This window comes from Azoarcus sp. L1K30, from assembly GCF_018122735.1.
Classification (GTDB): Bacteria; Pseudomonadota; Gammaproteobacteria; order Burkholderiales; family Rhodocyclaceae; genus Parazoarcus.
This window is the reverse complement of the sequence record NZ_JAGRRD010000001.1, coordinates 1,716,190-1,742,767: the sequence shown is the minus strand read 5'-3', so window position 1 is coordinate 1,742,767 and position 26,578 is coordinate 1,716,190. Positions and strand designations below refer to the sequence as shown.

Annotated in this window: 20 protein-coding genes; 12 read left to right on the top strand and 8 right to left on the bottom strand. The window is 58.7% G+C overall.

Annotated elements, in window-relative coordinates; genetic code table 11:
* Window positions 1-67: 67 nt before the first annotated feature.
* From J5J83_RS07920 to J5J83_RS07895, 6 genes are all read left to right on the top strand, one after another.
* A complete protein-coding gene (locus tag J5J83_RS07920; protein ID WP_212347558.1) occupies window positions 68-1,018 on the top strand; it encodes a TAXI family TRAP transporter solute-binding subunit in 951 nt (316 codons plus the stop codon).
* A 108-nt stretch (window positions 1,019-1,126) separates the two neighbouring features.
* Window positions 1,127-3,163 carry a TRAP transporter permease gene (locus tag J5J83_RS07915; protein ID WP_212347550.1) on the top strand — a complete coding sequence of 679 codons (2,037 nt, stop codon included), beginning with the start codon at window positions 1,127-1,129 and terminating at the stop codon, window positions 3,161-3,163.
* 1 nt (window position 3,164) lies between these two features.
* Window positions 3,165-3,551 carry a DUF1850 domain-containing protein gene (locus tag J5J83_RS07910; RefSeq protein ID WP_212347546.1) on the top strand — a complete coding sequence of 129 codons (387 nt, stop codon included), beginning with the start codon at window positions 3,165-3,167 and terminating at the stop codon, window positions 3,549-3,551.
* Between the two features lie 3 nt (window positions 3,552-3,554).
* Complete coding sequence (locus J5J83_RS07905) at window positions 3,555-5,375, top strand: ATP-binding protein (protein ID WP_212347543.1); 1,821 nt, start codon at window positions 3,555-3,557, stop codon at window positions 5,373-5,375.
* Entirely contained in the window at window positions 5,372-6,709 is a 1,338-nt protein-coding gene (locus J5J83_RS07900; RefSeq protein ID WP_212347540.1) for a sigma-54 dependent transcriptional regulator, read from the top strand. Before J5J83_RS07905 ends, J5J83_RS07900 begins: the two co-directional genes overlap by 4 nt.
* A gap of 254 nt (window positions 6,710-6,963) precedes the next feature.
* Window positions 6,964-9,087, top strand: a complete 2,124-nt coding sequence (locus J5J83_RS07895) for a TonB-dependent receptor (RefSeq protein ID WP_349251944.1) — start codon at window positions 6,964-6,966, stop codon at window positions 9,085-9,087.
* On the opposite strand, the gene J5J83_RS07890 is transcribed toward J5J83_RS07895, so the two are convergent.
* Window positions 9,084-10,787, bottom strand: coding sequence for a hypothetical protein (locus J5J83_RS07890; RefSeq protein WP_212347534.1), 1,704 nt, complete (start codon window positions 10,785-10,787; stop codon window positions 9,084-9,086). The two genes, J5J83_RS07895 and J5J83_RS07890, sit on opposite strands and share 4 nt — an antisense overlap.
* Window positions 10,788-11,001: 214 nt before the next feature.
* Here J5J83_RS07890 and J5J83_RS07885 point away from each other — a divergent pair, with 214 nt between their 5' ends.
* Window positions 11,002-11,787: a peptidoglycan-binding protein gene (locus tag J5J83_RS07885; RefSeq protein ID WP_249115651.1), complete on the top strand. Its 786-nt coding sequence runs from the start codon at window positions 11,002-11,004 to the stop codon at window positions 11,785-11,787.
* A gap of 6 nt (window positions 11,788-11,793) precedes the next feature.
* Here the strand turns inward: J5J83_RS07885 and J5J83_RS07880 are convergent, their stop codons facing one another.
* Complete coding sequence (locus J5J83_RS07880; RefSeq protein WP_212347507.1) at window positions 11,794-13,773, bottom strand: tetratricopeptide repeat protein; 1,980 nt, start codon at window positions 13,771-13,773, stop codon at window positions 11,794-11,796.
* 387 nt (window positions 13,774-14,160) lie between these two features.
* On the opposite strand from J5J83_RS07880, the gene J5J83_RS07875 reads away from it, so the two are divergent.
* Window positions 14,161-15,222: a glycosyltransferase family 2 protein gene (locus J5J83_RS07875; RefSeq protein ID WP_212347504.1), complete on the top strand. Its 1,062-nt coding sequence runs from the start codon at window positions 14,161-14,163 to the stop codon at window positions 15,220-15,222.
* A 123-nt stretch (window positions 15,223-15,345) separates the two neighbouring features.
* On the opposite strand, the gene J5J83_RS07870 is transcribed toward J5J83_RS07875, so the two are convergent.
* From J5J83_RS07870 to J5J83_RS07845, 6 genes are all read right to left on the bottom strand, one after another.
* Window positions 15,346-16,404: an acyltransferase gene (locus J5J83_RS07870; RefSeq protein ID WP_212347501.1), complete on the bottom strand. Its 1,059-nt coding sequence runs from the start codon at window positions 16,402-16,404 to the stop codon at window positions 15,346-15,348.
* Window positions 16,405-16,495: 91 nt separating this feature from the next.
* The gene (locus J5J83_RS07865) at window positions 16,496-17,857 is read right to left on the bottom strand and encodes a hypothetical protein (RefSeq protein ID WP_212347498.1); all 1,362 of its coding nucleotides are present in this window, start codon (window positions 17,855-17,857) and stop codon (window positions 16,496-16,498) included.
* A 1-nt stretch (window position 17,858) separates the two neighbouring features.
* Entirely contained in the window at window positions 17,859-19,289 is a 1,431-nt protein-coding gene (locus J5J83_RS07860; RefSeq protein WP_212347495.1) for an MBOAT family protein, read from the bottom strand.
* A 33-nt stretch (window positions 19,290-19,322) separates the two neighbouring features.
* Entirely contained in the window at window positions 19,323-20,711 is a 1,389-nt protein-coding gene (locus J5J83_RS07855) for an SDR family NAD(P)-dependent oxidoreductase (protein ID WP_212347492.1), read from the bottom strand.
* A gap of 8 nt (window positions 20,712-20,719) precedes the next feature.
* The gene (locus J5J83_RS07850) at window positions 20,720-22,528 is read right to left on the bottom strand and encodes an HAD-IIIC family phosphatase (protein WP_212347489.1); all 1,809 of its coding nucleotides are present in this window, start codon (window positions 22,526-22,528) and stop codon (window positions 20,720-20,722) included.
* A 79-nt stretch (window positions 22,529-22,607) separates the two neighbouring features.
* Window positions 22,608-22,844, bottom strand: coding sequence for an acyl carrier protein (locus tag J5J83_RS07845; RefSeq protein WP_212347486.1), 237 nt, complete (start codon window positions 22,842-22,844; stop codon window positions 22,608-22,610).
* A gap of 662 nt (window positions 22,845-23,506) precedes the next feature.
* On the opposite strand from J5J83_RS07845, the gene J5J83_RS07840 reads away from it, so the two are divergent.
* From J5J83_RS07840 to J5J83_RS07825, 4 genes are read left to right on the top strand one after another with little or no spacing between them, the layout of a single operon-like run.
* Entirely contained in the window at window positions 23,507-24,490 is a 984-nt protein-coding gene (locus tag J5J83_RS07840; protein WP_212347483.1) for a hypothetical protein, read from the top strand.
* Window positions 24,474-25,106 (top strand): methyltransferase domain-containing protein, encoded by a 633-nt coding sequence (locus J5J83_RS07835; RefSeq protein ID WP_212347480.1) that lies wholly within the window; start codon window positions 24,474-24,476, stop codon window positions 25,104-25,106. The genes J5J83_RS07840 and J5J83_RS07835 overlap by 17 nt, the downstream gene beginning before the upstream one ends.
* Window positions 25,107-25,853, top strand: coding sequence for a hypothetical protein (locus tag J5J83_RS07830; protein WP_212347477.1), 747 nt, complete (start codon window positions 25,107-25,109; stop codon window positions 25,851-25,853). It abuts the gene before it with no gap.
* Window positions 25,850-26,572 carry a glycosyltransferase gene (locus tag J5J83_RS07825; protein WP_212347474.1) on the top strand — a complete coding sequence of 241 codons (723 nt, stop codon included), beginning with the start codon at window positions 25,850-25,852 and terminating at the stop codon, window positions 26,570-26,572. The genes J5J83_RS07830 and J5J83_RS07825 overlap by 4 nt, the downstream gene beginning before the upstream one ends.
* The last annotated feature ends 6 nt before the right edge of the window (window positions 26,573-26,578 follow it).

The following is a 26,578-nucleotide window of genomic DNA, read 5'->3' as shown; positions in this document are numbered from 1 at the left end:
GATTGCAATGCTGTTCATGCTCAAGATTCATGAGTACATACAAAAAGTCTATTCAAGGAGACAATCAATGAAGAGCATCGTGCGCAACTGCCTGTTCGGCGCCCTGGTATCGGTTGCGGCCCAGACCGCTTCCGCGGCGACCTTCGTCAATGTGCTGACCGGAGGCACCAGCGGTGTCTACTACCCGCTGGGCGTGACCCTGTCGCAGATCTATGGCGAGAAGATCCCCGATTCCAAGGTGCAGGTTCAGTCGACCAAGGCCTCGGCCGAGAACCTGAACCTGCTGCAGAGTGGCCGCGGCGAGATCGGTTTTTCGTTGGCAGATGCGGTATCCGACGCATGGAAGGGCAATGCGGACGCGGGCTTCGCCAAACCGCTCGATCACCTGCGCGCGGTGGCGTCGGTGTATCCGAACTACATTCAGATCGTTGCGCTGGCCGACGCGAACATCAAGTCGCTGGCCGACCTGAAGGGCAAGCGCATCTCGGTCGGCGCACCGCGCTCGGGTACCGAAATCAATGCGCGTGCCATCCTCAAGGCTGCAGGGCTGAGCTATGGCGATTTTTCCAAGGTGGAGTACCTGCCTTTCGGCGAGTCGGTGGAGCTGATGAAGAATCGTCAGATCGATGTCACGCTGCAGTCGGCCGGATTGGGGGTGGCGGCGCTGCGCGATCTCTCGTCGGCCGTCAAGGTCAACTTCGTGCCGATTCCGGCAGATGTGGTGGCCAAGGTCGGTGACGCGGCCTATCGCTCGGCACTGATCCCTTCCCATACCTATGACGGCCAAGAGGCCGATGTGACGACGGTGGCGATCAACAATCTGCTGATCACCAACGACAAGGTGCCGACGGACGTCGTCTACGAGATGACACGGGGTATCTTCGAGAATCTCGAAAGATTGGGCACCTCGCATGCCGCGGCGCGCCAGATCAAGCTCGAGAACGCCATCCAGGGGTTGCCGCTGCCGCTGCATCCGGGCGCCGAGAAGTACTACCGCGAACAGGGGCTGATCAAGTAAGGCGTCCCTGCCGCAATGCCCGACCTGGCTTGACGTCCCGTCTTGCCGGGCCGGAGCGCCCTGTCGTCCGGTCGACCCGTCGCGGTCGACACTCAGCCCGGAGTTTCCATGACTCAAACTGCCTCCTTGCCGGCCGCCGATGCCGGTCACGGGATGCTGCGCATCGTCTTTTGCGTGGCCGTCCTGTTCTCGGTTTTTCAAATCGTCACGGCTGCATTCAGCCCCATCTCCAGTTCGGTGGTGAGAGCGATGCACGTCGGCTTTCTGCTGCTGATGACCTTTCTCATCTACCCATGGCGTGGGGGCAGCGCGGCTGGTACCAGCCTGCTGACCAAGCTGATGGGTTTTTGCGCACTGGCGCTGGGTGCCTATCACTGGGTGTTTGAAGCCGAACTCATCCAGCGGGCGGGCGAACTCACCAACATGGACATGGTGGTGGGTGTGGTGACGCTGGTGCTGGTGTTCGAAGCTGCGCGGCGGATCATGGGTTTTGCTCTGCCGTTGATCTGTCTCGGCTTTCTTGCCTACGCCCTGTTCGGCGAGTATCTGCCGGGGGCGTTTGCGCATCGGGGCTACGGTGTGGACCAGGTGGTCGGGCAGCTGGCGTTCGGAACCGAGGGCATCTTCGGTACGCCGACCTATGTGTCGTCGAGCTACATCTTTCTGTTCATCCTGTTCGGGGCCTTCCTCGAACAGGCCGGGATGATTCATCTGTTCAACGATTTCGCACTCGGCACCGTCGGCCATACCAAGGGCGGGCCGGCCAAGGTGTCGGTGGTGTCGTCCGGACTGATGGGCACGATCAATGGTTCGGGCGTGGCCAACGTGGTCACCACCGGGCAGTTCACCATTCCCCTGATGAAGAAGTTCGGCTACCGGGCGGACTTTGCAGGTGCGGTCGAGGCCACCAGTTCGATGGGCGGGCAGCTGATGCCGCCGGTGATGGGGGCGGTCGCGTTCATCATGGCCGAGACCATCAACGTGCCCTATATCGAGATCTGCAAGGCCGCCTCGATTCCGGCCGTACTGTATTTCTTCACCGTGTTCTGGATGGTTCATCTGGAGGCGGGCAGGGCCGGGTTGAAGGGGCTGGCCAAGGCCGACTGCCCCGATCCGTGGGTGGCCATCCGTCAGCGCTGGTATCTGCTGGCGCCGCTGATCTCGCTGGTATATCTGCTGTTTGCGGGCTTCACCCCGCTGTTTTCGGGCATGGTCGGCCTTGCGCTGACCGTGGTGCTGATCTTCGGTGCGTCGTACTCGGGCCGGCTCAAGGGGCTGTCGCTGCGACTGCTGTTCTGGGTTGCGCTCGGACTGGCGTGCTCGGCCTTTGCGTCGATCGGTATCGTTGCGGTGATGGTCGTGATCGGCGTGTTGGCGGTGCTGCTGGCCGGCTACAAGGATGGGCGCACCACGCTGAAAGTGGCGGTGCAGTCGCTTGCCGACGGCGCCATGCACGCCCTGCCGGTCGGGGTGGCGTGTGCGCTGGTGGGGGTGATCATCGGATCGCTGACACTGACCGGTGCGGCGACCGCCTTTGCCGGGTATATCATCCAGCTCGGGGCGCATAGTCTGTTGCTGTCGCTGGTGCTGACGATGCTGACCTGCCTGGTGCTGGGCATGGGGATTCCGACCATTCCCAACTACATCATCACCAGTTCGATCGCGGCCCCCGCATTGCTCGAACTTGGTGTGCCGCTGGTGGTGTCGCACATGTTCGTGTTTTATTTCGGTATTCTCGCCGACCTGACGCCGCCGGTGGCGCTGGCCGCCTTTGCCGCCGCGCCGATCGCGAAGGAATCGGGGCTCAAGATCGGGGTGCGTGCAGTGCAGATTGCGGTGGCAGGTTTCGTTGTGCCTTACATGGCCGTCTATGCGCCGGAGCTGATGCTGCAGGGGGACAAGGGCTTCGATGCCACAATCTACGTCTTCTTCAAGGCCTTGCTGGCCGTCATCTTGTGGGGTGCTGCTGTCGTGGGGTATTTCCGGACACCGATGAACGTGATTGAACGCGTGCTCGCATTCGTGGCCGCATCGCTGCTGGTGACGGCTCTGCCGATCACTGACGAACTGGGTTTCAGTCTCGCGTCGATCGTGATCGGCTGGCATATCTGGCGTGCGCGCAGAATTGCGCCGCTGACTGTCTGAGATGGCTGTCTGCCTGGCCAACGCCGTGGCCGCGGTCGCCGTGGCGGCCACCCACTTCACGCTCGGATGGACGCATTCGATCGAAAAGATCCTGTGGGAGGAGGATTGGCGTGTGCAGGACACGGTGCTGGTGCTCGACGCCGTGCGCGTGCGCGGGTACGGCGCGGGCATGGAGCCCGCGCCGGAGGCGGTGCTGCGCGACGGGGTGTGGGAGTGGCATCCGCGCACCACGCAAGCGCTGCTGCGTTTGACCCGGTCCGCGTTCACCGCCGACTATCAGTGGTGCGTACCCGGGTCGGACTGTGTACCGATGTCCGAGGTCCTGCCTTCCGATGGTGATGTCACCGAGGTGCGTGCCTGCGATGCGGCGGCCCGGGCCGGGCCCTGAACGATGACATCACGCTCGCGCTTGTTGCGTGCCACCCGTGTCCGTGTCGCCGTGCTCATGGTCGTGTTTTTTCCGCTGCTGTGGTTCGGCTACCAGATGCGCCTGCAGGCCGGTATCGACGAACTCGAGAGCAGTGCCGGGCAGCGCCTGGCACTGCTCTCGGCCAGCCTGGATGCGGAACTGCTGCGTTATGAAAGCCTGCCGGCCGTGCTGGCGCAGCATCCGGGTCTGCGCGATGTGCTGGCGCATCCGGACGACCCGCAGCGGGTCGCGTTCGCCAACCGCTTGCTGGAGCAGGTCAATGCCCGCACCGGCGCCGGCATGCTGTACCTGATCGCGCCATCGGGGCGAACGCTGGCGGCGAGCAACTGGCAACGCCCGGACAGTTTCGTGGGCGAGAACTACGCCTTTCGACCCTACTTCAAGGATGCACTGCGAGGCGAGTCCGGCGCATTTTTCGCGGTCGGCGCCACGACGCGGGTGCCGGGCTTCTTCATTGCGCATGCGGTGCTCGACGATGAACGGGTCGTCGGCGTGCTGGCGGTCAAGGTGGAACTCGCCTTGCTCGAACAGACGTGGGCAGAAGGCGGAGAGTCCGTCGTCGTCGTGGATCGCCACGGCGTGGTCGCACTGTCTTCACGCAGTGACTGGAAGTTTGCGACGCTGGCACCTTTGTCTGCCGAGTCGAGGCGCGCACTGGCGGACACGCGGCAGTACTTTACCGAGCGCCTGGCGCCCCTGCCGCTGAAGTGGCTCGACGCACGTCGTTTGCGCCTCAACGGCAAGACCTTCGTAGTCAGGCAGGCGCCATTGGACTGGGTCGATTGGCGCATGATGATCATGCTCGACAGCGCGCAGGCGGTGGAGGCCGCGTGGCTGCAGGTACTGGCTGCGATGCTGGCGCTGTGCGTGATGGGCGTGGCTGTGCTGTATTGGGCACAGCGTGCGCGCCGCATCCGCGAACGACTGGCCGCGCAGGACGTGCTGGAGCGCACCGTGGCGGAGCGCACTGCAGACCTGGCCGATACCAATGCGCAACTGGTGCGCGAAATCGGCGAGCGCACGGCGGCAGAGCAGAAATTGCGCGGCGCGCAGCAGGCCCTGATCGAAGCCAACCGTCTGGCCGCGCTGGGCCAGATGGCCGCCGGGGTGGCACATGAACTGAACCAGCCGCTGGCCGCCATGCGTGCCTTTGCCGGCAATGGGCTGACCTTTCTCGAACGTGCCCGTTATGCGCCGTTGGGCGACAATCTGCGGCAGATGATCGGGCTGGTCGAACGGATGGCGCGGCTGACCGCCCAGCTCAAGGTGTTTGCGTCGAGGCAACAGACGCAGGGCGGCAGCACGGCGGCATCTCAGGCGGTGCAAACAGTTGCTGGCTGGCTGGCACATCGTATCGAGACCTCGGCTGTGGATCTGCGGATCGATTGCGAGCCCGTGTCGCTGCCGCTGCAGCCTCAGGCGCTCGAGCAGGTGCTGCTCAATCTGCTCGGCAATGCGCTGGATGCGCTGGATGGGCGCACTGACGCGAAGATCACGATCCGCGTGAGCGGCGACGGTGCGGAACGGGTGCTGGAAGTGGCGGACAACGGACCGGGGATCGATGCGTCGCTGATCGACAAGGTTGCGCAGCCCTTCTTCTCGACCAAGCCGCTGGGGCAAGGTCTGGGCCTGGGGCTGGCGATCGTCAGCGACTTGGTCTCCGGGTCTGGCGGGAGACTCGCATTTCATGATCGCGTCGGCGGAGGAACGGTCGTTCGCGTGAGCTGGCCGGGCGGGGAAGCGGGAAGGGCAGAGGGCGCGGCACGGGAGGCCGAAACATGAGCGAGACGGCAATGAAGGTGCTCTACGTCGAAGATGACGATGCAGTGCGTGCGGCAGGTATTCAGACTTTCGCGCTCGCGGATGTCGCCGTCGAAGGGCATGCCCGTGCGGAAACGGTGGTGGCGCGCCTGGGTACGGGGAGCCCGGTCGTGCTGGTCACGGATGTGCGCCTGCCGGGCATGGATGGCATGGCCCTGTTGCGTCGCGTGGTGGCGATCGATGCCGACCTGCCGGTGATCCTGGTGACCGGGCACGGCGATGTCTCGATGGCGGTCGAGGCCATGCGCGCGGGCGCCTACGATTTCATCGAGAAGCCGTTTGCGCCCGAGCAGTTGCTCGACGTCGTGCGCCGCGCGACGGAAAAGCGCCGTCTGGTGCTCGAGAACCGGGCGTTGCGCCGACAGCTGGCGCAGTCGAGCGGTCTGGAGGGATTGCTGGGCAACAGCCAGGCCATGAGCCGGGTGCGCGAACTGGTCGCCGAATTGGCCGATACCGACGTCGACGTGCTTGTGCACGGCGAAACCGGCACTGGAAAGGAGCGCATTGCGCGTGGTTTGCATGATTCCGGGCGTCGCAGAGCAGGCAATTTTGTGGCAATCAATTGTGCCGCACTGCCCGAGAGCGTATTCGAGAGCGAGATGTTCGGTGTCGAGCCGGGCGCATTTACCGGTGCCACGCGCAGTCGTGCCGGCAAGATCGAGCACGCACACGGCGGCACCCTGTTTCTGGACGAGATCGAAGGCATGCCGCTGGCCCTGCAAGCCAAGCTGCTGCGCGTACTGCAGGAGCGGGTGGTCGAACGCCTGGGCGCGAACCGGCTGATTCCGGTTGAATGCCGGGTCGTTGCGGCGACCAAGGTCGACCTGGCCGAAGAAAGCCGCGCAGGTCGTTTCCGTGCCGATCTCTACTACCGGCTCAACGTCGTACAGATCATGCTGCCGCCGCTGCGCGAGCGGCGGGAGGACATTCCACTGCTGTTCAACGCCTTCTGTCTGCAGGCCGCGGAACGTTATCGACGGGCGCTCCCGCAGGTGTCAACGGCGGTGGTGGATTGGCTGATGAGCCAGAACTGGCCCGGAAATGTGCGCGAACTGCAGCATCTCGCGGAGCGGCATGTGCTCGGGGTGTGGACGCCCGACCTTGGCGCGGTGGCGCCTGGCAGCGCATTGCCGCAAAGGGTGGCTGCGTTCGAGCAGCATCTGATCGAATCTGCGCTGGCCGGGGCGCAAGGGGAGGTCACCGCCGCCGCGGAGGCGCTCGGGGTGCCGCGCAAGACGCTGTACGACAAGCTCGCCCGGTTCGGGTTGGAGCCTGCACGGTATCGGGAAACCTGACGCTGTAGGGGTGTGGCTGCGTTCTGTCGTCCGGCAGCGATGTCGTGACGGACGACCATTGACCTTGTTGCCGCCGGACCGGATACTGCCTGCAAAAAATCCGCTGTCGCTGTTCCGTTCGGGCGCCTTCACCAATGCCGGTTCCATCCAGTTCTTTTTTTGCGTCGCTCGGGCGCGTGCGTCCGTCGCACGACGCAGCATGCCATTCCGGCTTGCCGGATAGGGATGCGAGGGGACGGATTGCACGGTTGCTCGTGGCCTTGACCGGTCTGGTGGCGTCGAACGGATTTGCGCAGAATGAGGACAATCCCTTTTTCTCGGACTTGCCCATCGTCGCCTCGGTCAGTCGACTGCCGCAGCGTCTGGCAGACGCTTCGGCTGCTGTGACGGTGATCGACCGCGACATGATCAAGGCCAGCGGCGCGCGCGACCTGAGCGATGTGTTCAGGCTGGTGCCCGGTTTCATGACCTATCCCAACAATACCGACGCCGCACGCGTGACCTATCACGGCCTGACCAACGAGGATTTTTCGCCACGGGTGCAGGTGCTGATCGACGGCCGCTCGCAGTATTCGCCGCTATTTCGCAATGGCATCAACTGGGCGACGCTGCCGGTGGCACTGGAGGACGTGGAGCGTATCGAAGTCGTACGCGGTACCAATGCGGTGTCCTACGGTTCCAACGCGTTTCTGGGCGTGATCAACATCATCACCGTCGATCCTGCACTGGTGCGGGGGGTGTCGGTGAGCACGAATCAGGGTACGCAGGGCGTGAGCGACAGCACGTTGCGTGTTGGCGGACGTGTTGGGGACGCGGGCGATTTCCGCTTTACCTACCAACAGAAGAACGATTTCGGATTGACCGATCAGTTCGACTGGAAGGATTCCTTCGATTCCAGGCTGCTGACCTTGAATGCAGCGTATTGGCTCGGCAATAGCGAGCAGTTGCAATTGAGCCTGGGGCACGTCGAGGCGGTGACCAGGCTCGGGCGGCTTGCCCGCATCGATGTGAACGGCGTCAAGGTGCTGTCGGGCGGCGAGGATCCGGGCAACCCCTTTCGAGATTTCGATCAGTCGAATACCTTCTTGCAGTTGGGTTGGCGGCGCATATTGAGTGCCGAAGCCGACCTTCAACTCCGTTACGCCTACACGCAGGATCGAGGCTCCGAGGACCATGTCGAACTTGGCAGTGATCTGAGCTGGAATGGCAACCGGGCGCTGCGCTACCGCGTGGATGCGTACGGCGATGTCGGCGATCGCCACGAGATCGAAGTCCAGCACACCTTTGCACCCACCGCAGCGACGCGCGTGGCGTGGGGCGCTGGATACAGGCTCGACAGCCTGCAATCGGACAGCTATCTGCCGCGGCACGATACCGCCTATCGCCGCGTAGGGCGCATTTTCGGCAACGTGGAGTGGCGGCCGGCCGAATGGTTCACGGGCAATTTTGGCGTCGCCGGCGAACGCGACTCGCTCGCGGGCGGCAATTTCTCCCCCCGTCTGAGTGCCAACTTTCATCTGACGCCGGAAGATACACTGCGATTCGGCGCCTCACGTGCTTTCCGCACCGGCAGCACCGCGGACTACATCGGTGTCCGCCTGATCACACCGTTTGCGACTGCCGGCGGCGTGCCGATTCCGCCGGGACAGGTCTATCGCCACAAGTTCCTGGGCGACGGCGACATGGCGCAGGAGCGGATCGATACGGTGGAGATCGGCTACCTGGGAGACTGGAAGGCGTGGCGCAGCAGTCTCGATGTGCGGCTATTCCACGAGCGTGTCCCCAATCGCATGCTGACGGTCGAGCGTCGTCTTCCGCTCTCGGTCGCATGCGATGTACCAGTCTATCCCGGTCCCTGCGTGGCGGGCGCCGCCGATTTCACCACGGCAGTCCAGCGCGTGGCGATCCAGGGGCTTGAATTCCAGTGGCGCTGGCAACCGCGAGAGGGCACCCGGCTGCAAGTCGGACAGGCGTGGACCGCAATCTCGTCAGCGTTTCTCGATGCTGCCCTGGCGGGCGGCGTCACGACACTTGAAACTGCCGGCAACCGTGACCGCATCAGCCGCCTGACCCGGGAGTCGGCGCCCGATAGTGCGAGTTCCTTGTTGTTCATGCAACGCTTGCCGGGCGGGGTCGATTTCTCCCTGGCGGGCTATTGGGTCGGAAACATGAAGTGGACTCGCAACAGTTCGGTCGACTTCTACCGTCGTTTCGACCTTCGCCTGGGCCGTCCCTTCAATCTCGCCGGGCAACGCGGCGAGTTGGCGTACATCGCGCAATCGATCAACGGCGCTCACGGTGAGTTCAAGTCGAGCGGCGAACCGTCGGACCGCGTGGTCGAGACGCGGCAATGGGTCTCGCTGCGGCTCGACTTCTAGCTGCTTCGCAGCGTCACCCGACCGTCGCCGATGCCGGAAGCTTCTACCGGCGCGCTCAATCGGTGGAGTAGCGACGGTATGACGTGTTCGACATGGCGCCCGATATCGACGATGCGCAATCGCGGATCTGGCTGCGATCGGTTGGGAGAGTCCGGCGCTGCCCTTGACCACAGAGTCTGCAGCGTCTGCAGCAGGAAGTCGCGGTCGGTGCTGCCGTCGATGAGCAGCAGGACGCGTTCGAGAGGGACGATGTCGATGAGTTGCTGCAATTCGTACTGGCAGCCCTGGTTGCCGGATGAGAAGCTGCGCAAGTCCATCAGGACGACGTCCGCGGTGGTGGCGATGCGCTGCATCGCCATTTGCCAGGTGTCGGCGTGGCAGAAGAACTCGTTGGCGCGATAGCGGCCGTCGGGGTCCGGTCCGAGCGCGCGTGTCTGCATCCGGGAGCCTAGGTCGTCGGCGTCGCGTACGAACTGGCGCGACAGTCTGCCGCCGACGAAGTCCAGAAACTCATGGGGCTCGATGGTGGTCGTGGCCAGATCAGGACCTGCAATCATGCTGATGTCGCCAATTCGCATCCAGCGCTTGGCCAGCACGTCGAAAAGCTCTCCACTGAGGGCACCGAGCGCAAAGACGCGCAACAGCAGCAAGGACGCCCCATTCTGCGATGCCCGGTGCAGGCCGGCGGCATGGAAGCCGACAAGCGTGACCGACTTGTATGCGCCGAAGGCGACGATTCCGGTGAAGATCCATGCCCAGCCGGCGAATGCGAAAGTGATCGATTGCACCATGCCGAACAGCAGCCACATTGCGTCCAGCGTCAGCGCCTGATCGCTGCTGCGGCGTTCGCGATGCCGATGGCCGAGCCATTTCAGGCATTGCCAGCCTGCTGCCGTAGCGGCGAGTGCGCCGATGACGAGCGTGGCGACAAAAGTGCCCACGCCGCCCAGCCCGACCGCGCTGCCTGCGACAATCGCGCTGCGCATTGCCGATTCACTACTGCCGACGAGGGAAAGCGCCACCTGTGATCCGGTGACCACCAGCACCATGAAGGCCAGCACCAGCGGGCCTACCGCACGTACCCGGCGATGAAGAAAGGCAAGCAGCAGTGCCGTGGCCGGCGCATTGGTGAGTAGCCAGAAGGTCGCGACTTCGGCAAAGGTCAATTCGTCGTTGCGCACGATGGCGCCCACGGCGACGGCAAACAGCAATGCAAAGTAGACGCCGGCTGTGATCAGGCGCTGGCGCGTACTCACGGCAAGCAGCATGCCGATGCCCAGGGCAGTCGGCCATGCGTAGCACGACAGCAGCCACAGGAAACGCATCGGCACAAAGCTATCGCCTCCGGCCTGGATCATCCAGGCGCCGCCGAGCGTGCCTGCGTAGCACAGTCCGGCAACGGCATAGACCAGCGCAGCCCGCCATAGCGAGCGCCGGATCAACACCGAGGCGGCGGGGGCAGAAGCAGGCGTATCGACAAACTCGAACGCCAGCGCGGACGTCGGCGGCGGGGCCCGATCGGATGATTCCCGTTCCGGGGTCGGCCCGGCGGTGCCGCTTGAAGCCATCGAGCGCAGTACTGCGCGACGGTAGAGCGCGAGCAGGGCGATCGACACCGGTGCCGTCAGCGCCGCACTCGCGAGCAGAAGCATGGGCAGCATGCCGGTCGTGATCAGCGTCGCATCGGTCGTTGCGGCCATGCGCTTGCTCCGGAGCGATGAAGGGGCACGCAGTCCGGTCAGGGATTGCACCCGATGACGGATCGCGTCGATGCAGTATAGGTGCGGAGCGCGCAGGCTTCCATCCAGCACGGCTTCGATCGCCCCACGATCTTTGTGGCGATGCCATGTGCTTGACCTATATTGAGATCGTCGTTCAATAAAGGGGAAGGCGATGACAGCGTTGAGGCGGGGAATGAGCGGGGCTGCGGTCAAACGCCTGCAAAAGGCACTCGATGCACGCGGATTCTCCCCGGGACTGATCGATGGCGAGTTCGGGGGCGGCACCGAGGCCGCATTGATGGCATTCCAGCTGAGCGAGGGGCTACTGGCTGATGGCATCGCAGGGCCGCGAACGCTCGCGGCCCTGGAGCTTGCCAGGAAAGGTGACGTGTGGCCCGATGTGCTTCCTGGGGTGACGGTCCAGGCGGTGTCTGAAATGTTTCCATCGACGCCGATCAGCAACATTCGCGAGAATCTGCCGCCGGTGAGCGAGGCCCTCGCGGAACTGGGGCTGACAGACAAGCCCATGGTGTTGATGGCGCTGGCCACGATTCGTGCGGAAACCGAGAGTTTCAGACCCGTGGCCGAAGGTTTGTCGCGATTCAATACCTCGCCTCGCGGCCACCCCTTCGATCTTTACGATGCGCGTCGCGATCTCGGCAATCAGGGGGCGCCCGATGGCGAGCGCTATCGAGGGCGTGGCTACATCCAGCTGACCGGGCGTTTCAATTACGCCCGTTTCGGCGAGAAGCTGGGGCTGGGCGATCGTCTGATTCGAGAGCCGGAGCTTGCATCCGACCCCCTGATCGCCGGCCGCCTACTGGCGGCATTTCTCAAGGACAAGGAGAACGGTATCAAGATCGCCCTGCTGGAAGGTGATCTGCGCCATGCCCGCCGGCTGGTCAATGGCGGCAGTCATGGACTGGACCGCTTTACCGATGCCTACCAACGCGGAGAACGATCGATTGCATCGGTGTGAGACATATTATTGGGCCCGTTGCAGTTTCTCGCGTAGCAGGTTCAGCCCCTTGTCGCCGGGCCATTTGATCAATGAGGATCGCAGTTCGGCCACGGCACGGGCTGTCTTCCCGCCCGCGTGAAGGATCATGATTCGCGCAAAGCTGACATCTGCGCCCTCAGCCTGTTGCGAGATCGCACTGATCGTTGCCATGGCCTCCTGGTGTTGCCCCATGCCGTTCAATGTCATCGCGTATGCAATCTTGTGCGAGCGCTTCGAGGGCTCTTCTTCCATGAGCCTCGAGTAATCCTGAAGTGCACTCTCGAAATTGCCAAGACGGAAACTGGCGCCACCGTGTATCGACAGTGTGCGGATTCGGTTCTCCCTGTCGAGCTCCATGGACAACGCCCGCTCCGCTTCCGCCTCAGCTTCCTGGAAGCGCTGCATCCGGAAAAGCGTGTCGGCCTTCTGCACTAACAGCAAGTGCGCAAATCCAGCCGTGTCATTGCCTGCTTCTGCTCTCTTGAATGCGGCCAAGGCGTCATCAAGCTTGCCCGTTGCCAGGAGGACGCCACCGAGGTGGTAATCAGCTGTACCGCTGCTATCGCCCAGCTGGCGCGCAATCATGTAATCGTTGGTTGCGACATTCAGCATGCCTCTCGCAACGAACTGGTTACCACGGTTAAGAAATGCGCGCGAGCGTCCCACGGCATTCGGGGCTGCACTCAGGTCCACCTTTTCAGCAGCATCGTTCCATGCATTGAACTCCGTTGAGAGCGAATGGGCTCGTTCAAATGCAAGGCCTGCAAACAAAGGGCAGATGATCATTGCAATAAGCAGGATTGTCCTGGGTTTGGCGCCCACGAATGGCAGCGCAAACAGGAAGGGCATGCCAATTGCCCACAGGTAGCTTCGGTACAGCACGAACGGATCCTGAATCCAGACCGTCGCGAACTCCGTAGCGAAAAGCACCGATGGCGTAAAAATGGCGAAGCCTGCATATCGGCGCCAATCGGCGAACCTGAACATCATGAAGGTAGCAGCTGACAGGAGTCCGAGATACAGCGGAAGGCCAAACACCTGTGGAACTGAAGCAAATTCGAGTGGAAATGCTGGGCGCAAATCAATCGACATCCACTCCACATTCGGGATCATCCACAGCGCACCGTACCGGAAAAAAAGCCATGCTTGATTCAAGATGCTGAGACCATAAACTTCCTGTCCGACACCGGGCTTCATCGTCTCGAGTAGTGCTAGGTAGCTTTGAGATTGCCTGTCGAATGCAGATCCAACGATATCGCCGTATCGATTGATAAAAAAAGTTGCGCTGAAAGCGACCAGAAAAAATACAGCGCTTGAAATTGCTATGCGCTGCTTGCGTGAGAAGCGACTGGAAAATAGGTAAAGTGCGGCAGCTGGTAGCGGAAGTAGCAATGCATGTTCCTTAGAGAGCAGCGCGAAAAAATAAAGCAGTAGCGCAATCCACAGAAGGCCTGGCCGCTCGCGCCGTGCGGAAAAAAAAACGAATACCAGTGCCCAGATTGAAAAGAGGGTTGCCATCAAGATTGATCTTTGAATCAGATAGGCAACACCGTAAACCGCAACCGGATTCAGCGCGAAAAGCAAAGTACCGATTGCGGCGGCAGAGGTGAGCGACGAATCCGTCGGGCCGTGACCGTCATCGTTTCGAGGCCAAGCGATATTCGCCATCAGACCACGTACCAGGACGAATAAGCCGATGGATGAACCGACATGAAAGAGGATGTTAATCAGTCGTTGTTTCCACCAGCCCTCGCCAAGGAGACTGGTACTCCAGACAAAACTACCGTAAGACACCAGGCGTTGTTTGATCTGTAGAGGGTCGGCGTACGCGCCAAAAACCGTACCATCGATCAGGCGGTTATCGTCGAAGATGAGCTCGCTGCCAAGATGCGGCAGGTAGATCGCAGCGGTCAGCGTCAACAATGCGATGGTGAAGGCGACAAGGCCCTTTGAGCAGTTTGTCATGATTGAGGCGTCGAACTCTTTCCGGGTAGTAAGATTCTTGGCTCGGGAGGCGAAAATGCATGACTTGCAGGGTGTTGTCGCGACGCATCCTCGAATGCATGTCGTGATGCATAACAATGCTGAAGCCGTGATTGTAGACCCTCATTCATCGGTAGAATAGTCAGGCGTCGGTTGAGCTTTGCAGCAGCGGGGGGTGTAAGCAGCTTGGGCCTTTCGATGCCTGGAAGAGCGGGGATACGAAACGTCTTCGCGTGAGTCTCAAGCAGAAAGCACCGTACCTGCACGCTCGATAAGGTGCAACACCATGGTCACCCGCACATCCTCGACCACACTTGGACTTCAGGGCTTGATCCATGTCCCGCTTCAATGTACAGGGATATTGCGGCAATGACAGATACGAAGACGACATGCTGTATAACCGCAATCGTCATTAATTTCAATACCGCAGCGCTCACGGTGCGTTGCGTGAACTCGCTATTAGAGAGCGGCGTTGAGCGTGTCCTGGTGCTGGATAACGGCTCCGAAAGTGCTGACTATGAGTTTCTACAACGTGCCTTTCGTCCTGAATCGGTTTGTCGTTTGTTGAGGTCAGAGTCAAATCTTGGATTTGCAGCGGGATCAAATTTTCTGATTGAAGAGGCGCTCTGCGACGCGCAATGCAGTCATGTTCTATTGCTGAATAGTGATGCAATTCTGGCGCGAGACGGCTTGCGTGAACTGACCTGGAAAGCAATGTCCAGTGAGGCCGATCTGACTGGCGGAAAAGTGAATCGGCTTCTGGTCGCCGATGATGGAAGCGTAACCCTTACGGGTATTGTTGAGTCACATGGTATTGCACTCTACAAGACACTTCTGGCGTCCAATCGCAAGCACGATGAAGAGATCTTTCTCGGTCCGACGGGTGGGTGCGCACTTCTTTCCAGAAGAATGTTGGAGGCCATGCGACGTGTGCACGGTTATGTCTTTGATCCGGACTATTTCTGTTACGCGGAGGACACCGATCTGTGCATTCGTGCAAGGTTAATGGGATATGTTGCAGCCTACACCGATGAAATTGTTGCCTATCATCAAGGTCAAGCGAGTAGTGGAGGGGGGTTTAGCGATTTTGTCTATTATCATGGAATTAGAAACTCAATTTGGACATTGATAAAGTCCTTCCCTGTGGCTCTGCTGGTCCGGAATCTGCACTGGGTCCTCCTGCTTCATGCCGGAATTGTTTTGCGGCACGTGATGCGTGGAAAATTGGGATTGACCTTACGAATATATCGAGACGGGTTCGGAAACTGGAGTCATCTTCTTCGAAAGCGCAGGAAGATCTTCGAAAGCGTTTCTGCAGAACCCGCTCATAGGCTTGGCTATTTCGTTACCCCATGGTTTTATGAACCGGGTTATCTTAGAAGTGCGATCAGGCAACTGTTTTTTTTCTGGAAGTTGAAAGACAGGAGTTGACTCGCGAAGTGTCGGTTGTTTGATGATTAGTGAATGATTTCGTGCGGTCCGAGGAGTAACATGAGGCCTTTCGATGCTAAGTCCAAGAGCCAGGGGGCGGCAGCATCGCGCAGAGGGTTCGGATTAGCTGAGAGCGATGCGTCGGCGTATGGAGTTTCTTTCTCGAGATCTGCATATCTGGATAAAGCGAGCGTCGAAGCGTAACAGTACGTAGGAGAGGAGAAGCGTAAGGGATAGAACGATTGTCGAAATTGCCACAAGGTGACCGAGTGGGAAGAGCTTTCCAAACCAGTCGGTTGTCTGGCGAAGAATCGTCAGATTGAAAATTCCTGCGTGAAGGAGGGGCCAATGTACCAAGTATGTCGGGTTGGTCAGGTCGCCTGCGAGCTTCGATGTCGGCGATTCGGAGCGTCGCCAGCCCAACAGCATGAGTGCTGCTGAAAGATACGTGACAATCTGAAAAGTGTTGCCGAAATTTGCGTCGAGTTCTTTCATGTCCGGATTGATGTAGCGAGAACCCAGGATGATTAATCCCAGAAGGAGCAAAATACCAGTCCATTCAAGAGCTCCATCGGCGCGAGTGTGGCCAATGTGATTACGCAATTCATGCAATATGGCTCCGAAGGCGAACATGAGCATGGAAGTCGGAATGGTGACGGGGTGAGTGTACCCGATCGCAAAAGGCCTCAGCATGAAGGGTAGTGCGGCATGCACATAGAGCCATGCCGTGGAGGCTGTCACCAGAATGAGCAAGCCGATGGGCATGGATCTCCATCGAAGTGGAAGAAAGATTGGCGCGATGAGATAGAAGGATAGTTCGTACGGTAGTGTCCACGCTGGGCCGATTAGCGGCTGATATCCGAACATTAGCGTGAGGGACCCAAAGAGTGCAGTAACGTAATCCTCGGTGGGGCCTGATCCCAATACCTCACGGGCAAAGGATGGGGTCAGGACGAAAATAGCCAAGGCCACTATTGTGTGCATTGGATAGATTCGCAGAAAACGGTTCCAGTAGAAGGGTAGCGGGTTTCCGCTGTAGTTTCCTGAGAGCGTCATCGCCATGAGGTAGCCGCTGAGGATGAAGAATGCCCCCACCATCGCACGTGACATGCTGTCCGATCCAAGGTTGGCGTGTGCTATTAGCACGCCAATCGCCGCCGTTAATCGGTAGTACCCGAGCATTTTCCTGATTCCGGGGTCTTGGGAAATGGTTTATGATTTGCGACTTATTTCAGATAAACGGTATTTGAGCGATCTGCCCGGTGATGTCGCGCTAAGGAAATTGGAATAGCTCCGCGATCCGCGGCAAAGTTTTGTTGGACCAGTGTGTGTCGTCAATGAAAAAGAGATCCCTTTCGCCTATTTTCACTAGTTCTGAAAACACCTGTTCGGTATCAATGAACGTGTATCGCTTGCCTTCCATGCTTCGGAGACGAGGGAAGAATGTGCTCCTCGTCTCAATGGGTTCCTCCAGATAGTCCTGGTAGATCGTCAACTTGTTGGGAGTCGGCATGAAGAAGAGTCGGATGCCGTCACGTGCGAGAAAATCCGATAGACGGTTCAAATTTTCATGCATCTCAATGATTCCGGAGTCATCTCTGTTTTTTCGGTTGGCCTTGTAGTCCCCGAGATGAAACATCAGTGTGTCGCCATATTCGGCGCTGAATAGGGGGTGACGGAGTTTCCAGCGTTGCGCGGCTTCCGTGTATTTGTCTGCACCGATAAGGTTGCTGATCTTGCGCTGCAGCCATTTGTAGTTGTTGTTGATGGCGGCTGGCATCTGGTTCCGTATGCCGTCCGCCAGAAAACTCATGCGTGCAGCTCGAGGAAGGTCGGAAACCGCTTCGTCGGTGGAAAAGATGGATGCGATGGCGTTGGTGACAGGTTCGGCTTCACTTGCCTCCTGCGGCGACATGTAATACTTGGCGACCCACCTGTAAGTGTTGTCAAGGGCGAGGGCGAGGCGCGCAGAGTGCATGGTTATCAGTTGCGTCAGCATTGCTTTTGCGGTCAGTGCGGAAAATGGTGCCTGCCGCACAACGCTTTGGGCTTCCCATTCCTCGATGTACTGGTGACCGAGAAATAGTTGAGCGGACTGCTCTGAAAGTCTTGCTTCGAGTCGATCGAGTGGCATGGTCTCGTGCCAGTTCACGTTCTTCGTAAAGCGGTTCACGGCCGTACGCTCGGCCGCCTGGACTATCAGATAGCGCACCTTGTGACTTTGCAGATAACCACTATTGCGCAAGCGAACGATGTCTTGAGTGTAGTTGTTCTCATCGATTTCGGAGACCCATGCGATGTCGAGTCCTGATCGGGTTGCCACGAAGTCTTGCCAGTAATTGTTCTCACCGCCACCGCGTCCTCGCGATATCGAGTCACCAAAAGTCAGAATGGGAAAAGTCGATGATCTGTCGAGTGTCGGGTTCTGAAGCTGCTTGGAAAGATTGCGCTCTTCCTCGCGACATTGACTGATTTCCGGTGCCAATGCCATTCGCGCCAGATCGCCGCAGTTCGGATAGGGCATGAAAAGCAGATTCAGATTGAAGAACCACACGGCAAAATTGAGGAGAAGGAACACCAGGGTCGAGGCCAATACGCCCCAGACCCAGAGTGAGAGTCTGCCTTTTTCTGTCATATCAGAATTGCCAGTACAGAAATGCTGTTTGACGGTTTATCAGGGCGAGCGATGCCATGATGGCTGACATTGTCCACCCGAAGGTGCGCCATGTTGGCTGGAATGCGCTTGCCAAGGTTTGGCTGTTTCTTGGCAGAAGTGCAATGGCAATGGCCACGCCGATCAAGGGGAGGCGCCTCCATTCGGCGGGGTCGCCGTTCAGGGTGAGCATCCCACTGAGCACCTTGCCCGCAACCTCCAGATCTGGCGATCTAAAGAAGATGAACCCAACGGTCACGAAAAGGAATGTCAGCATCCATGCCGGGACAGTGGGCATCTTGCGTCCGGACATTTCCCACAGGCGATGAATCACAAGTCCGCAGCCATGCCAGAGGCCAAAAACGATGAAGTTCCAGCCCGCTCCGTGCCAAATACCGGCCAGAATGAATGTTGCTAGGATTGGCATGGCCGTTGCCTCAATAAAGCGTCGCTGCCGGCCTGGGGGAATGTCCGCATGCCGACGCGCTGCGCGCATGGCGAGCGGCATGAAAACGTAGTTCATGAAAAAGCGGGTCATGGTGATATGCCACCGCCGCCAGAAGGCACTGATATTGGTGGCGCGTAGCGGACTTTCGAAGTTGACCGGGAGGTCGAAGTTGAACATGCGGGCGATACCCATTGCCATGTCCATGTAGCCGGAGAAGTCAAAATACAACTGTAGCGTGTAGCTCAGCACGCCAATCCAGACCCTTACCCCGTCGTAGGCGGCTCGGTCGAATGGTAGTGTCGCATTCTCAGCCAGGCTGTCTGCAATGACGACTTTCTTGAACAGACCAAGTGCGAACAAGAATAGACCCACCGCCATGTTTAACGGTATGGTCCGCATTCGGGTATGGTCATTGAACTGCGGTATGAGCTCCTTGTGGAGAATGATCGGTCCTGCGATCAGATGCGGGAAAAATGTGATGAATTGAGCGTAGTCAAGAAGGGTCGTTCTCGATTTTACCCGGCCTTGATAACATTCAAAAAGATAGGACATCTGCATGAATGTAAAGAAGCTGATACCCAAAGGCATGACGATCTTTGCCAGAACAAAATCGGTACCGAGCAGCAGGTTCGATTGACTGGCGAAAAAAGTCAGGTATTTGTAGTAGAAGAGAAGGGCCAGATTTGCGCCCATGCCAAGCCACAGAAGTGCCTTTTCACGGTTGGTACGGCGGGAGGCGCTGACATCCGTTCGTGATTGAAACCGCGTCCCTATTAAGTGATTGCAGAGAATGGAAAGGAGAAATTGCGGTAGAAATGCGAGCTTCCACAGGCTGTAGAAAAGGAGGGAAGATCCAAGCAACACCCATTTCGCAGCCGTAGTCCGGCGTGTGGCCAGCGCCGTGTGGTAGAGCAGCAGGGTCAGGGGCAGGAACCAGAAGATGAAGTAATAGTCGTTGAAGAGCATGCGCGCCGTGCCTGTTGGGGGCGATAGGTGATGTCACTTGATGAGTTCAGTCATCCGGCGTACGAACGGAGCGATCACGTCGGCGGGGCATTCGCCTGCAGTGTGCAGCAGGGATTGTGTCTGGTCCGTGACTGTGCGAGGCAGACGAGGCGTAAGTATGTCTATTTGGTGGTTTTCATTCAGGCGTTGGCACAGTGCCTCTCCATCAGCCTTGGCCTTGGCGTATTCGGCCAGTTCAGGAATCGGATCCTCGACGACGATGCTCGACGGAAAGAGGGCGGAGCAGCGATTGCCGCGCCCGATGAGCCACGTGCAGACGGTCTCGAAACCGGCTACATAGACGGATCGAAAGTTCCGGTATAGATCCTCATTGAAGGGAGTTGTACGCCTGCCGAAGATTTTCGGTGTTGCAAAGTAGTAAAGCTGGTTGATCAGCGGCAGGTTGGTGGGCATTGCGGCGTACGCGCCTAGCGTCAACTGAATGGCCTGACACTGACCGCCGGCATTCCGGATCTCGTCCACCACCCTTTCTGCATCTTCGGCGCCCGTACTGTAGGTGATGATGACGCGCCCGCCACCTGCAGCGATGAGTTTGGCTACAATCTCGCCCAATCCACGCGACCCTCCGATGACAAGAGCGTGAGCATCCGCATGTTCCCCGGGGTGGACTCGGGAGCGCAATCCGAACAACGAGGGCATTCGCGTGGGCAGTGGGCGGTGAAATGCTTCGACCTCGGCATCAAGAAAATGCCCCGCTACTGCGAGGCGCAGTTGCTTGAATCGTTCGTCACTTTCGGTGACGGAATAAACTGAGCTGCCACTTGTCTCGCGGAGGCTAAAGCGTAATCCCGAAAGCAAGGAGTGCATTCCAGGCACCTCCATGCCCACGATGTACGACAGGGCGGCGATCTCGTTGACAGTTTGCTGGCCGTAGAGGCGGACGGCATCGGGAAACAGAGCAGCAGCGAGATGCGTATCGCCGTGTAGATCGAATGCTTGAGAAGTAAGCGTCGCACACTCCGCGAATGAGCGTTCGGCGGGCGTGTCGCGACCAGGCAGAGGTGGAAGGGTAAGGGCGGACCTGGTGGGGAGTTGCGCGGTGGAGAACGTGATATCGACAAGTGTGATGCCGTCCACGCTCAGATGCACCTTCCCGGCCTGTGAATTCCATACACAAGAAATCTCTTCGTCCAGGAAAATAGGCTTGAGAAAGCGCGCGCGAAGTCTTCCCGCTACGACCGACACTCGGGCCAGGGAATTCAGTACCCACAGGACGCTGTGCGCGCCGTGCACAATGCACTGTCCGGCAATGGTGCGCCGAGCAATGACCGGGTCGAGATGAATTGGATTGCGGTCTCCCGAAAAGCGGGCGAACTCGATCTGATCGGTGTGGCAGAAGCGACGACGGTCGAGTGCGTTCACATTCACTGCTAGGGCGCTTTGCGGAGCGAGGTCTTGATGACCATGGGGAGGTCGTGCGCTTGATATCCCGCGACGTTCATCCGCCATTCCGTGGTGCCGTCCTCGTGTGCACAGATCTGTGTGAATCCCAATTCTTCATAATGATTGCGAACGAGATCGTTCTTCTCGGTCGGTAAATAGCGGCCTCGCACCTCTCGGACCTCCTTCTCGCTGGCAGCGGCCATGATCTGGTCGAGGACGGCAAGTTCGACATGACGCTTCAGTACGCGACAACTCATCAGCCATGTGTCGATTGACCAGTGTTGGCCTTCGGGACGGCAGATCACAACACTGATCATGCCATTGTCGCCAAACCTGTCAGTCAATCTGGCCTGCAGTGTAAAGAGCGCAGGATCGTTGCGGATGGACTCGATATCGGTCTCGGAATACCGACGGGTTGTCAGATTGAACTGATTCGATTTGTTTATCAATTGCGCAATACGTGCCTGCCCGATCACATCAAATGGCGAGAAGGCGATGACCATTTGCAGAGAGTGCAAATAGGTCGAAAGATCCGCTGCGGCCTGTTCGAGTGCAGCCCGGGCCCCATTCGACTGATATTGCCCGGCACGCAGACGATCCTCTTCCGAAAATGCGAGCGCTTCGAAATAGCCGGCCTGCATCAACACTTCGGGATAGAGCGCGGGGTCCTTGGGGAGCTCACAAACGGCAACTTGGGGTAAGGCCTGACGCACCAGTGCGCGTTCGGCCGGATTGTCGTCAAGGAATACGAGCGCATCGACACCGATATTCAACGACTTTGCAATTGCAACCAGATTTGTTGCCTTGTCCTGCCAGTTGGCCTGAAAGACGGCAATGTGCTCCTCTCGAAGCAGCATGTCCGGATGTTCGCGAAATGGCTTGCGGGCAACGTCGTCGTTATTTTTTGAACTGACCGCAAGCACAATGCCACGCTGGCGCAAGGCAAGGGCGGCTCGCTGCAATTCAAGGTGTGCCTCGCCGGTGGCTGATCCATTGCCGATCTCGATGCCTTCGAGACCGTCATCGCCGATGACGCCGCCCCACAACGTATTGTCCAGATCCAGTACGAGGCACTTGCGTGCCTTACCCATCATGCTGGCCACGATACGGCTGACATGGTCTGCAAACAGGGGAACGCAATCCATGCTGAAGGGGATCTTCGCCACGAGCCACTGCGGGGCATCATGCCACGTCGCAAGGCCGACCGTCGCCGCAAGGGCTGCCGCATCAAGGAGGATGTCGGATGTATGCGACAGGGACCTGATAAGGGCTGTATTGTATGACTCAGCAAACGCACGTCCTGTGCCGGCTACACGGGCATCCAGATGGCCGAACAGCGGCAAGGGGGGCGGAGGCATGGTGGTCACAATGACCGTGGCCCCCGACTGCCGTAAAGACTGCCGCAATGAATTGGTTTGTTCGATCGCCTCGTCAACGGCAGCCTGCAGGGAGGATGGATTGCCGATTTCCTGTGGGGGCTTGAAGAAACGGTAATCCAGATACAGTAGCACCGCATTCGCGTCGAAGCGCATGACGTCAGAGTGAGGGTCCAGCGCCTGCTGCATCACCTGACCGAAGGGCGAACCGAACACTTCAAGGGCCAAACCATAGCGCGCCCCGCTTGCAACGAGGGGTTCGATCAGAAAATCGACGGTCGCGCTGCCCAATATGGCCAGTTTGAAGGGTGTCAACGGCGCGAGCGAGGTCAGGCGCCGCATCGAGCGGGCCAACTGACCCAATTGAGTCAGATCCAGCGCATGCGTAGAAAGCTGGCGCGCATCGTCGCCATTGCCCATGTTTCTGCATCTGGCACGGAAATCTTCGGGCGCTTGAGGCAGCCAGGGTAACGAAGCGAGGTTAGGCATCCGGCGTCAATCAGATCTGAGCTTCGAGCAGCGAGACCAGTTCGGCAACATTCGACAAACTGCCGATCTCCGTCGTCGCGAAGCGCACCTTGAAGTGCCGCTCGACCGCCAGCATCAGATTGATGTGGGCCAGACTATCCCAGCCCTGCACGTCAGCAGCGGTGGTGTCCGCAGTGAGGTTGATATCATCGTTGTCCAGCACATCACGGAAGATCTGATTGAGCTGGAGGTAAATGGCTTCACTCATGGTGTTCGGGCATCTGTTGGGTTGTCTCTGCCGACGCACTGCGTCCGTGCAATGGCGATGTTTGAAGCTCTGAAATCAACGGAGCCAACCAAATCACTCTCTTTCGGAGTCGATCCGTTGAGTGTGCCGGCAGTATATCTCAAGACATGTCCGGGAGAATCTGGCACACGCTGGCCTGTGCCTTTGGTCGCCAAGCGGCGGATTCGTCCGATCATGTGTTGGATTGGAGGGCGGCTTTTCTGATGTTTAGGATGCTTCTTGCAAGAAAACGCCTTTTGTCTCGAATTTCAGCTCCATTTGGGGCGGTCGGGCCGCGGTGATCATCTCGTGGATACATGCCCAGGCGATCGACGATCGGGTGAGGGGGGCGCGTTAAGGCACGTCTGGCTGTCATGAATTCGGAGTTGTCGTGACGGCATAGTCGAGCTAAGATCGTCCGCCGCGGGGCGAATTCCGCCTCCTGGTGAGAATTTTTCGGCCCACGAATGTTGCGCGCGGCGCACACCGGCAATTCGTGGCAAGTCGGGACGCTGCGCGGAAGTGTAAGGGGGTGGCGCTCGATCCCGGCTGCACGGGTTGATGTGTCCTGGCATATTTCGACGAACGCCGTTGCGCGAAATCGGCCTGGTTGTGGCAGCGTTGCCAAGGAATCCATAGCGTCAATGACCCTCAATGTGCTTTCCCGGAATGCGAGTCCGGGTGTGGAGCTTCCGCCGCAGGCCGACAGCGTTGGCGCCTCGCCAGTCAATGTCTGCTTTACCAGTCGATCATCTGCTGGGGCGTGGCAGATTCGGGGGGTGCAGATTGCATCCATGCGAAGCAACTGGACGGCCCTGAATAAACCTTCTGATGAAGATCTCGAGAAAGCCGATGTCGTGTGTCTGGTCAAGAGACCCGATCCTCGGGTGATTGAGAGAGCGCGTCGGATGGGCAAGGCCCTCGTATTCGATATCGTCGACTCGTGGGCGCAACCCGAAGATGGCATGAAGTACACCGACACCGTCAAGGCGCGCGAGTTCTTCTCGAAGGTCTGGAAGGGCATCGATGCGGACGGATACATTTTTCCGACGCGGCGCATGCAGGAGAGTCTTGGCGGCCTGGTGCGAGACAAAATAACGATCTATCACCACTTCCGGCCGCGGATCGAGAAGAATGCGATTCGTGAGCGAGTCACCGTCATTGGGTATGAAGGGGGCGATTACCTCGGCGAATGGCGGCCAAGAATCGAGCAGGCCTGCGCGCGACGGGGGATCGAATTTGTTGCCAATCCCCAGCGTCTGGCCGACCTCGATATTGTCATCCTGGCCCGCGGTGGAGAGCATGGAAGTTTTCTCGCGCGGCAGTTCAAGTCGAACGTCAAACTGGCGAATGCCATTGGATCTGGCACGCCGGCGCTCGTTCATTACGAAGAAATGTCGGCGCATGACACGGATACCGGTGATGTGTTGTTCTTCACCAACCAGCCCGGATCGTTCGAACGACAGCTCGATCGCCTGATCGACAGCCATGCGCTCCGACTTCGCATTCACGAGCGGTTTCTTGAAGTGGCGCCGCGTTTTCACATCACTAGCATCGCGAATCAATTCGAAGGGTTTTTCCAGAATGTCCTTGAAAAGCGAAGGAGCAGAGTTGCTTCAGGTCATTAAGGAGATGCTCTGCAGGCTGCTGGGCAAAGGTGCCGTCAAAGGGCTGGGAGACGTTGGCCGTGTCAGGAAGATGAAGTGGTCCCCACCACCTCCTGACGGAAAGGTCCGACTCAACCTGGGGTGCGGAGACAAGATCCTGGAGGGCTACGTCAATGTGGATTTCGCCGAATCACGCAAAGGCAACAGGCCGGATGTCATTGCAGACTTGCGTGCGCTGAAATTTGATCGGGAGTATGCCGACGAGATTCTGTCGGTCCACGTCATTGAGCATTTTTACCCCTGGGAAGCGGAGGATCTGCTGAATCATTGGCGTGACATCCTGAAGCCCGGGGGCTCGTTGGTGCTGGAATGTCCCAACATATTGACTGCTGCTGCCATGCTGCTCAAGGAGCCGGAGCGTGCAGCTCGTGCGGTGGGAAAAGACGGCCAGATGGCCATGTGGCCGCTTTATGGTGATCCGGCCTGGAAGGATCCCTTGATGTGTCATCGTTGGGGTTACACGCCGACAACTCTGGTGGACTTGCTCATGCGCTGCGGATTCCGCAACGTGCGCCAGGAGCGCGCCATGTTCAAACAGCAGGATCCACGTGACATGCGAGTGGTGGGAGAAAAGTGAATGCGTTTATCCGATCTAAGAGATATCTATTCGGGCCAGGAAATATACATCGTTGGCAGCGGACCAACGGCCAACGTCTTCCCAATGGATTTTCTGGCCGACAAGATCTGCATGTCGTTGAACGATAGCTTCAAGATAAATTCAAATATCACACCGATTGCCTTCATGCACCATCAGACGTATTGCAGAGAGGGCAATACGGTAGACGCCCCCCTGCATCCGAATTTTTCCGGTATCAAATATCCTGTTGTCAAAGGGACGGGCCGGAATCGCAAGGCGGCTGTCGATTGGGACAATCCATATTTCTATTTCTTTGACTGGAGTCATGACATCGACCAGATTTACGAAATGTCGAAGAATGGCGACTATCTGTACTACACCCCGGAAGGGTGTTCTTTGCACGGGGCTTTGCAACTGGCCTGGATAATGGGCGCTCGGACTATCTACACGATCGGTTGCGACAGCACGACCCTGGGCGGTAAACACTACGCTCAATACGACAAGAACAAGTTCCGCGAGGACGAGGTACTGAAGCGCGGGCAAGTCAGAAACTATGACAGCTATGTCAAAGGAACACTGGTTGTGCAGGATTTTCTGCGCCGTAAGGGCGTTCGTGTCCTCAATCTGTCGCCAGTCATTGGTTATCATCTGGTTGATTATCAATACGAAGTGCTGAAGGGCGACATCGGGCCCGATGAAATAGTCGCCGAGTTCACCAAACTGTCCGTTGAAAGTGAGGCGCCATGACATTGACTGTTTATATCGGAACCGAGGACGACCAGCTGATTCCGCAGAAGGTTCTTGAGTATTCGATTCACAAGAATGCAAGGCGGCCCGTCCAGGTGCGCGCTGTCAAGCAGGAAATCGAACGGGTGGGGGGCACGAATTTCGGTTTTGTACGATTCCTGGTGCCCAAGCTCAACGGCTATCAGGGAAAGGCCATTTATCTCGACGCTGATCAATTGGTATTCACGGACATAAACGAGTTGGCGGACTCGCTTGACGATGACCATAGCATTGCGCTTGTCAAGGAGCCAAAGGGGACGTTTGGCGCAAAGGCCGTTGGGCAGCACAACCAGACGAGCGTCATGGCAATGGAGTGTGCCAAATTGCGCGACTGGAATCCCGACACCATGTTCCAGAACGTGGTTCCCAATCGCGCCGAGCTTGGCGAGGGACAGATCCATTACCGCGATTTCATGATGCTGACCTGGTTCGATCAGGACAGGATCCAGCCGATCGATCCGCGCTGGAATCATTTCAATATCGTGGAGCCCGACAGCAAGCTCACCCATTTCAGCTACGTTCGTTCCCAGCCCTGGAAGAATCCGGGTCATCCATTGACGGCATTTTGGGGCAAGTGGCTCAGAGAGGCTGTCCGGGCTGGTGCGGTGGGGCGTCTGGAGTTGATCAAGGAGATCTGGCGAGGTGCGATTCACAAGCACTTTCTGGCCTACCTTCTATAGGAAACT

Coding starts and splice junctions, on each gene's coding strand:
- J5J83_RS07840 (WP_212347483.1), top strand. CDS start 23,507: ATGACCCTCAATGTGCTTTCCCGGAATGCGAGTCCGGGTGTGGAGCTT.
- J5J83_RS07890 (WP_212347534.1), bottom strand. CDS start 10,787: ATGGCCGCAACGACCGATGCGACGCTGATCACGACCGGCATGCTGCCC.
- J5J83_RS07830 (WP_212347477.1), top strand. CDS start 25,107: ATGCGTTTATCCGATCTAAGAGATATCTATTCGGGCCAGGAAATATAC.
- J5J83_RS07900 (WP_212347540.1), top strand. CDS start 5,372: ATGAGCGAGACGGCAATGAAGGTGCTCTACGTCGAAGATGACGATGCA.
- J5J83_RS07910 (WP_212347546.1), top strand. CDS start 3,165: ATGGCTGTCTGCCTGGCCAACGCCGTGGCCGCGGTCGCCGTGGCGGCC.
- J5J83_RS07880 (WP_212347507.1), bottom strand. CDS start 13,773: ATGACAAACTGCTCAAAGGGCCTTGTCGCCTTCACCATCGCATTGTTG.
- J5J83_RS07885 (WP_249115651.1), top strand. CDS start 11,002: ATGAGCGGGGCTGCGGTCAAACGCCTGCAAAAGGCACTCGATGCACGC.
- J5J83_RS07920 (WP_212347558.1), top strand. CDS start 68: ATGAAGAGCATCGTGCGCAACTGCCTGTTCGGCGCCCTGGTATCGGTT.
- J5J83_RS07870 (WP_212347501.1), bottom strand. CDS start 16,404: ATGCTCGGGTACTACCGATTAACGGCGGCGATTGGCGTGCTAATAGCA.
- J5J83_RS07860 (WP_212347495.1), bottom strand. CDS start 19,289: ATGCTCTTCAACGACTATTACTTCATCTTCTGGTTCCTGCCCCTGACC.
- J5J83_RS07845 (WP_212347486.1), bottom strand. CDS start 22,844: ATGAGTGAAGCCATTTACCTCCAGCTCAATCAGATCTTCCGTGATGTG.
- J5J83_RS07915 (WP_212347550.1), top strand. CDS start 1,127: ATGACTCAAACTGCCTCCTTGCCGGCCGCCGATGCCGGTCACGGGATG.
- J5J83_RS07875 (WP_212347504.1), top strand. CDS start 14,161: ATGACAGATACGAAGACGACATGCTGTATAACCGCAATCGTCATTAAT.
- J5J83_RS07905 (WP_212347543.1), top strand. CDS start 3,555: ATGACATCACGCTCGCGCTTGTTGCGTGCCACCCGTGTCCGTGTCGCC.
- J5J83_RS07850 (WP_212347489.1), bottom strand. CDS start 22,528: ATGGGCAATGGCGACGATGCGCGCCAGCTTTCTACGCATGCGCTGGAT.
- J5J83_RS07865 (WP_212347498.1), bottom strand. CDS start 17,857: ATGACAGAAAAAGGCAGACTCTCACTCTGGGTCTGGGGCGTATTGGCC.
- J5J83_RS07825 (WP_212347474.1), top strand. CDS start 25,850: ATGACATTGACTGTTTATATCGGAACCGAGGACGACCAGCTGATTCCG.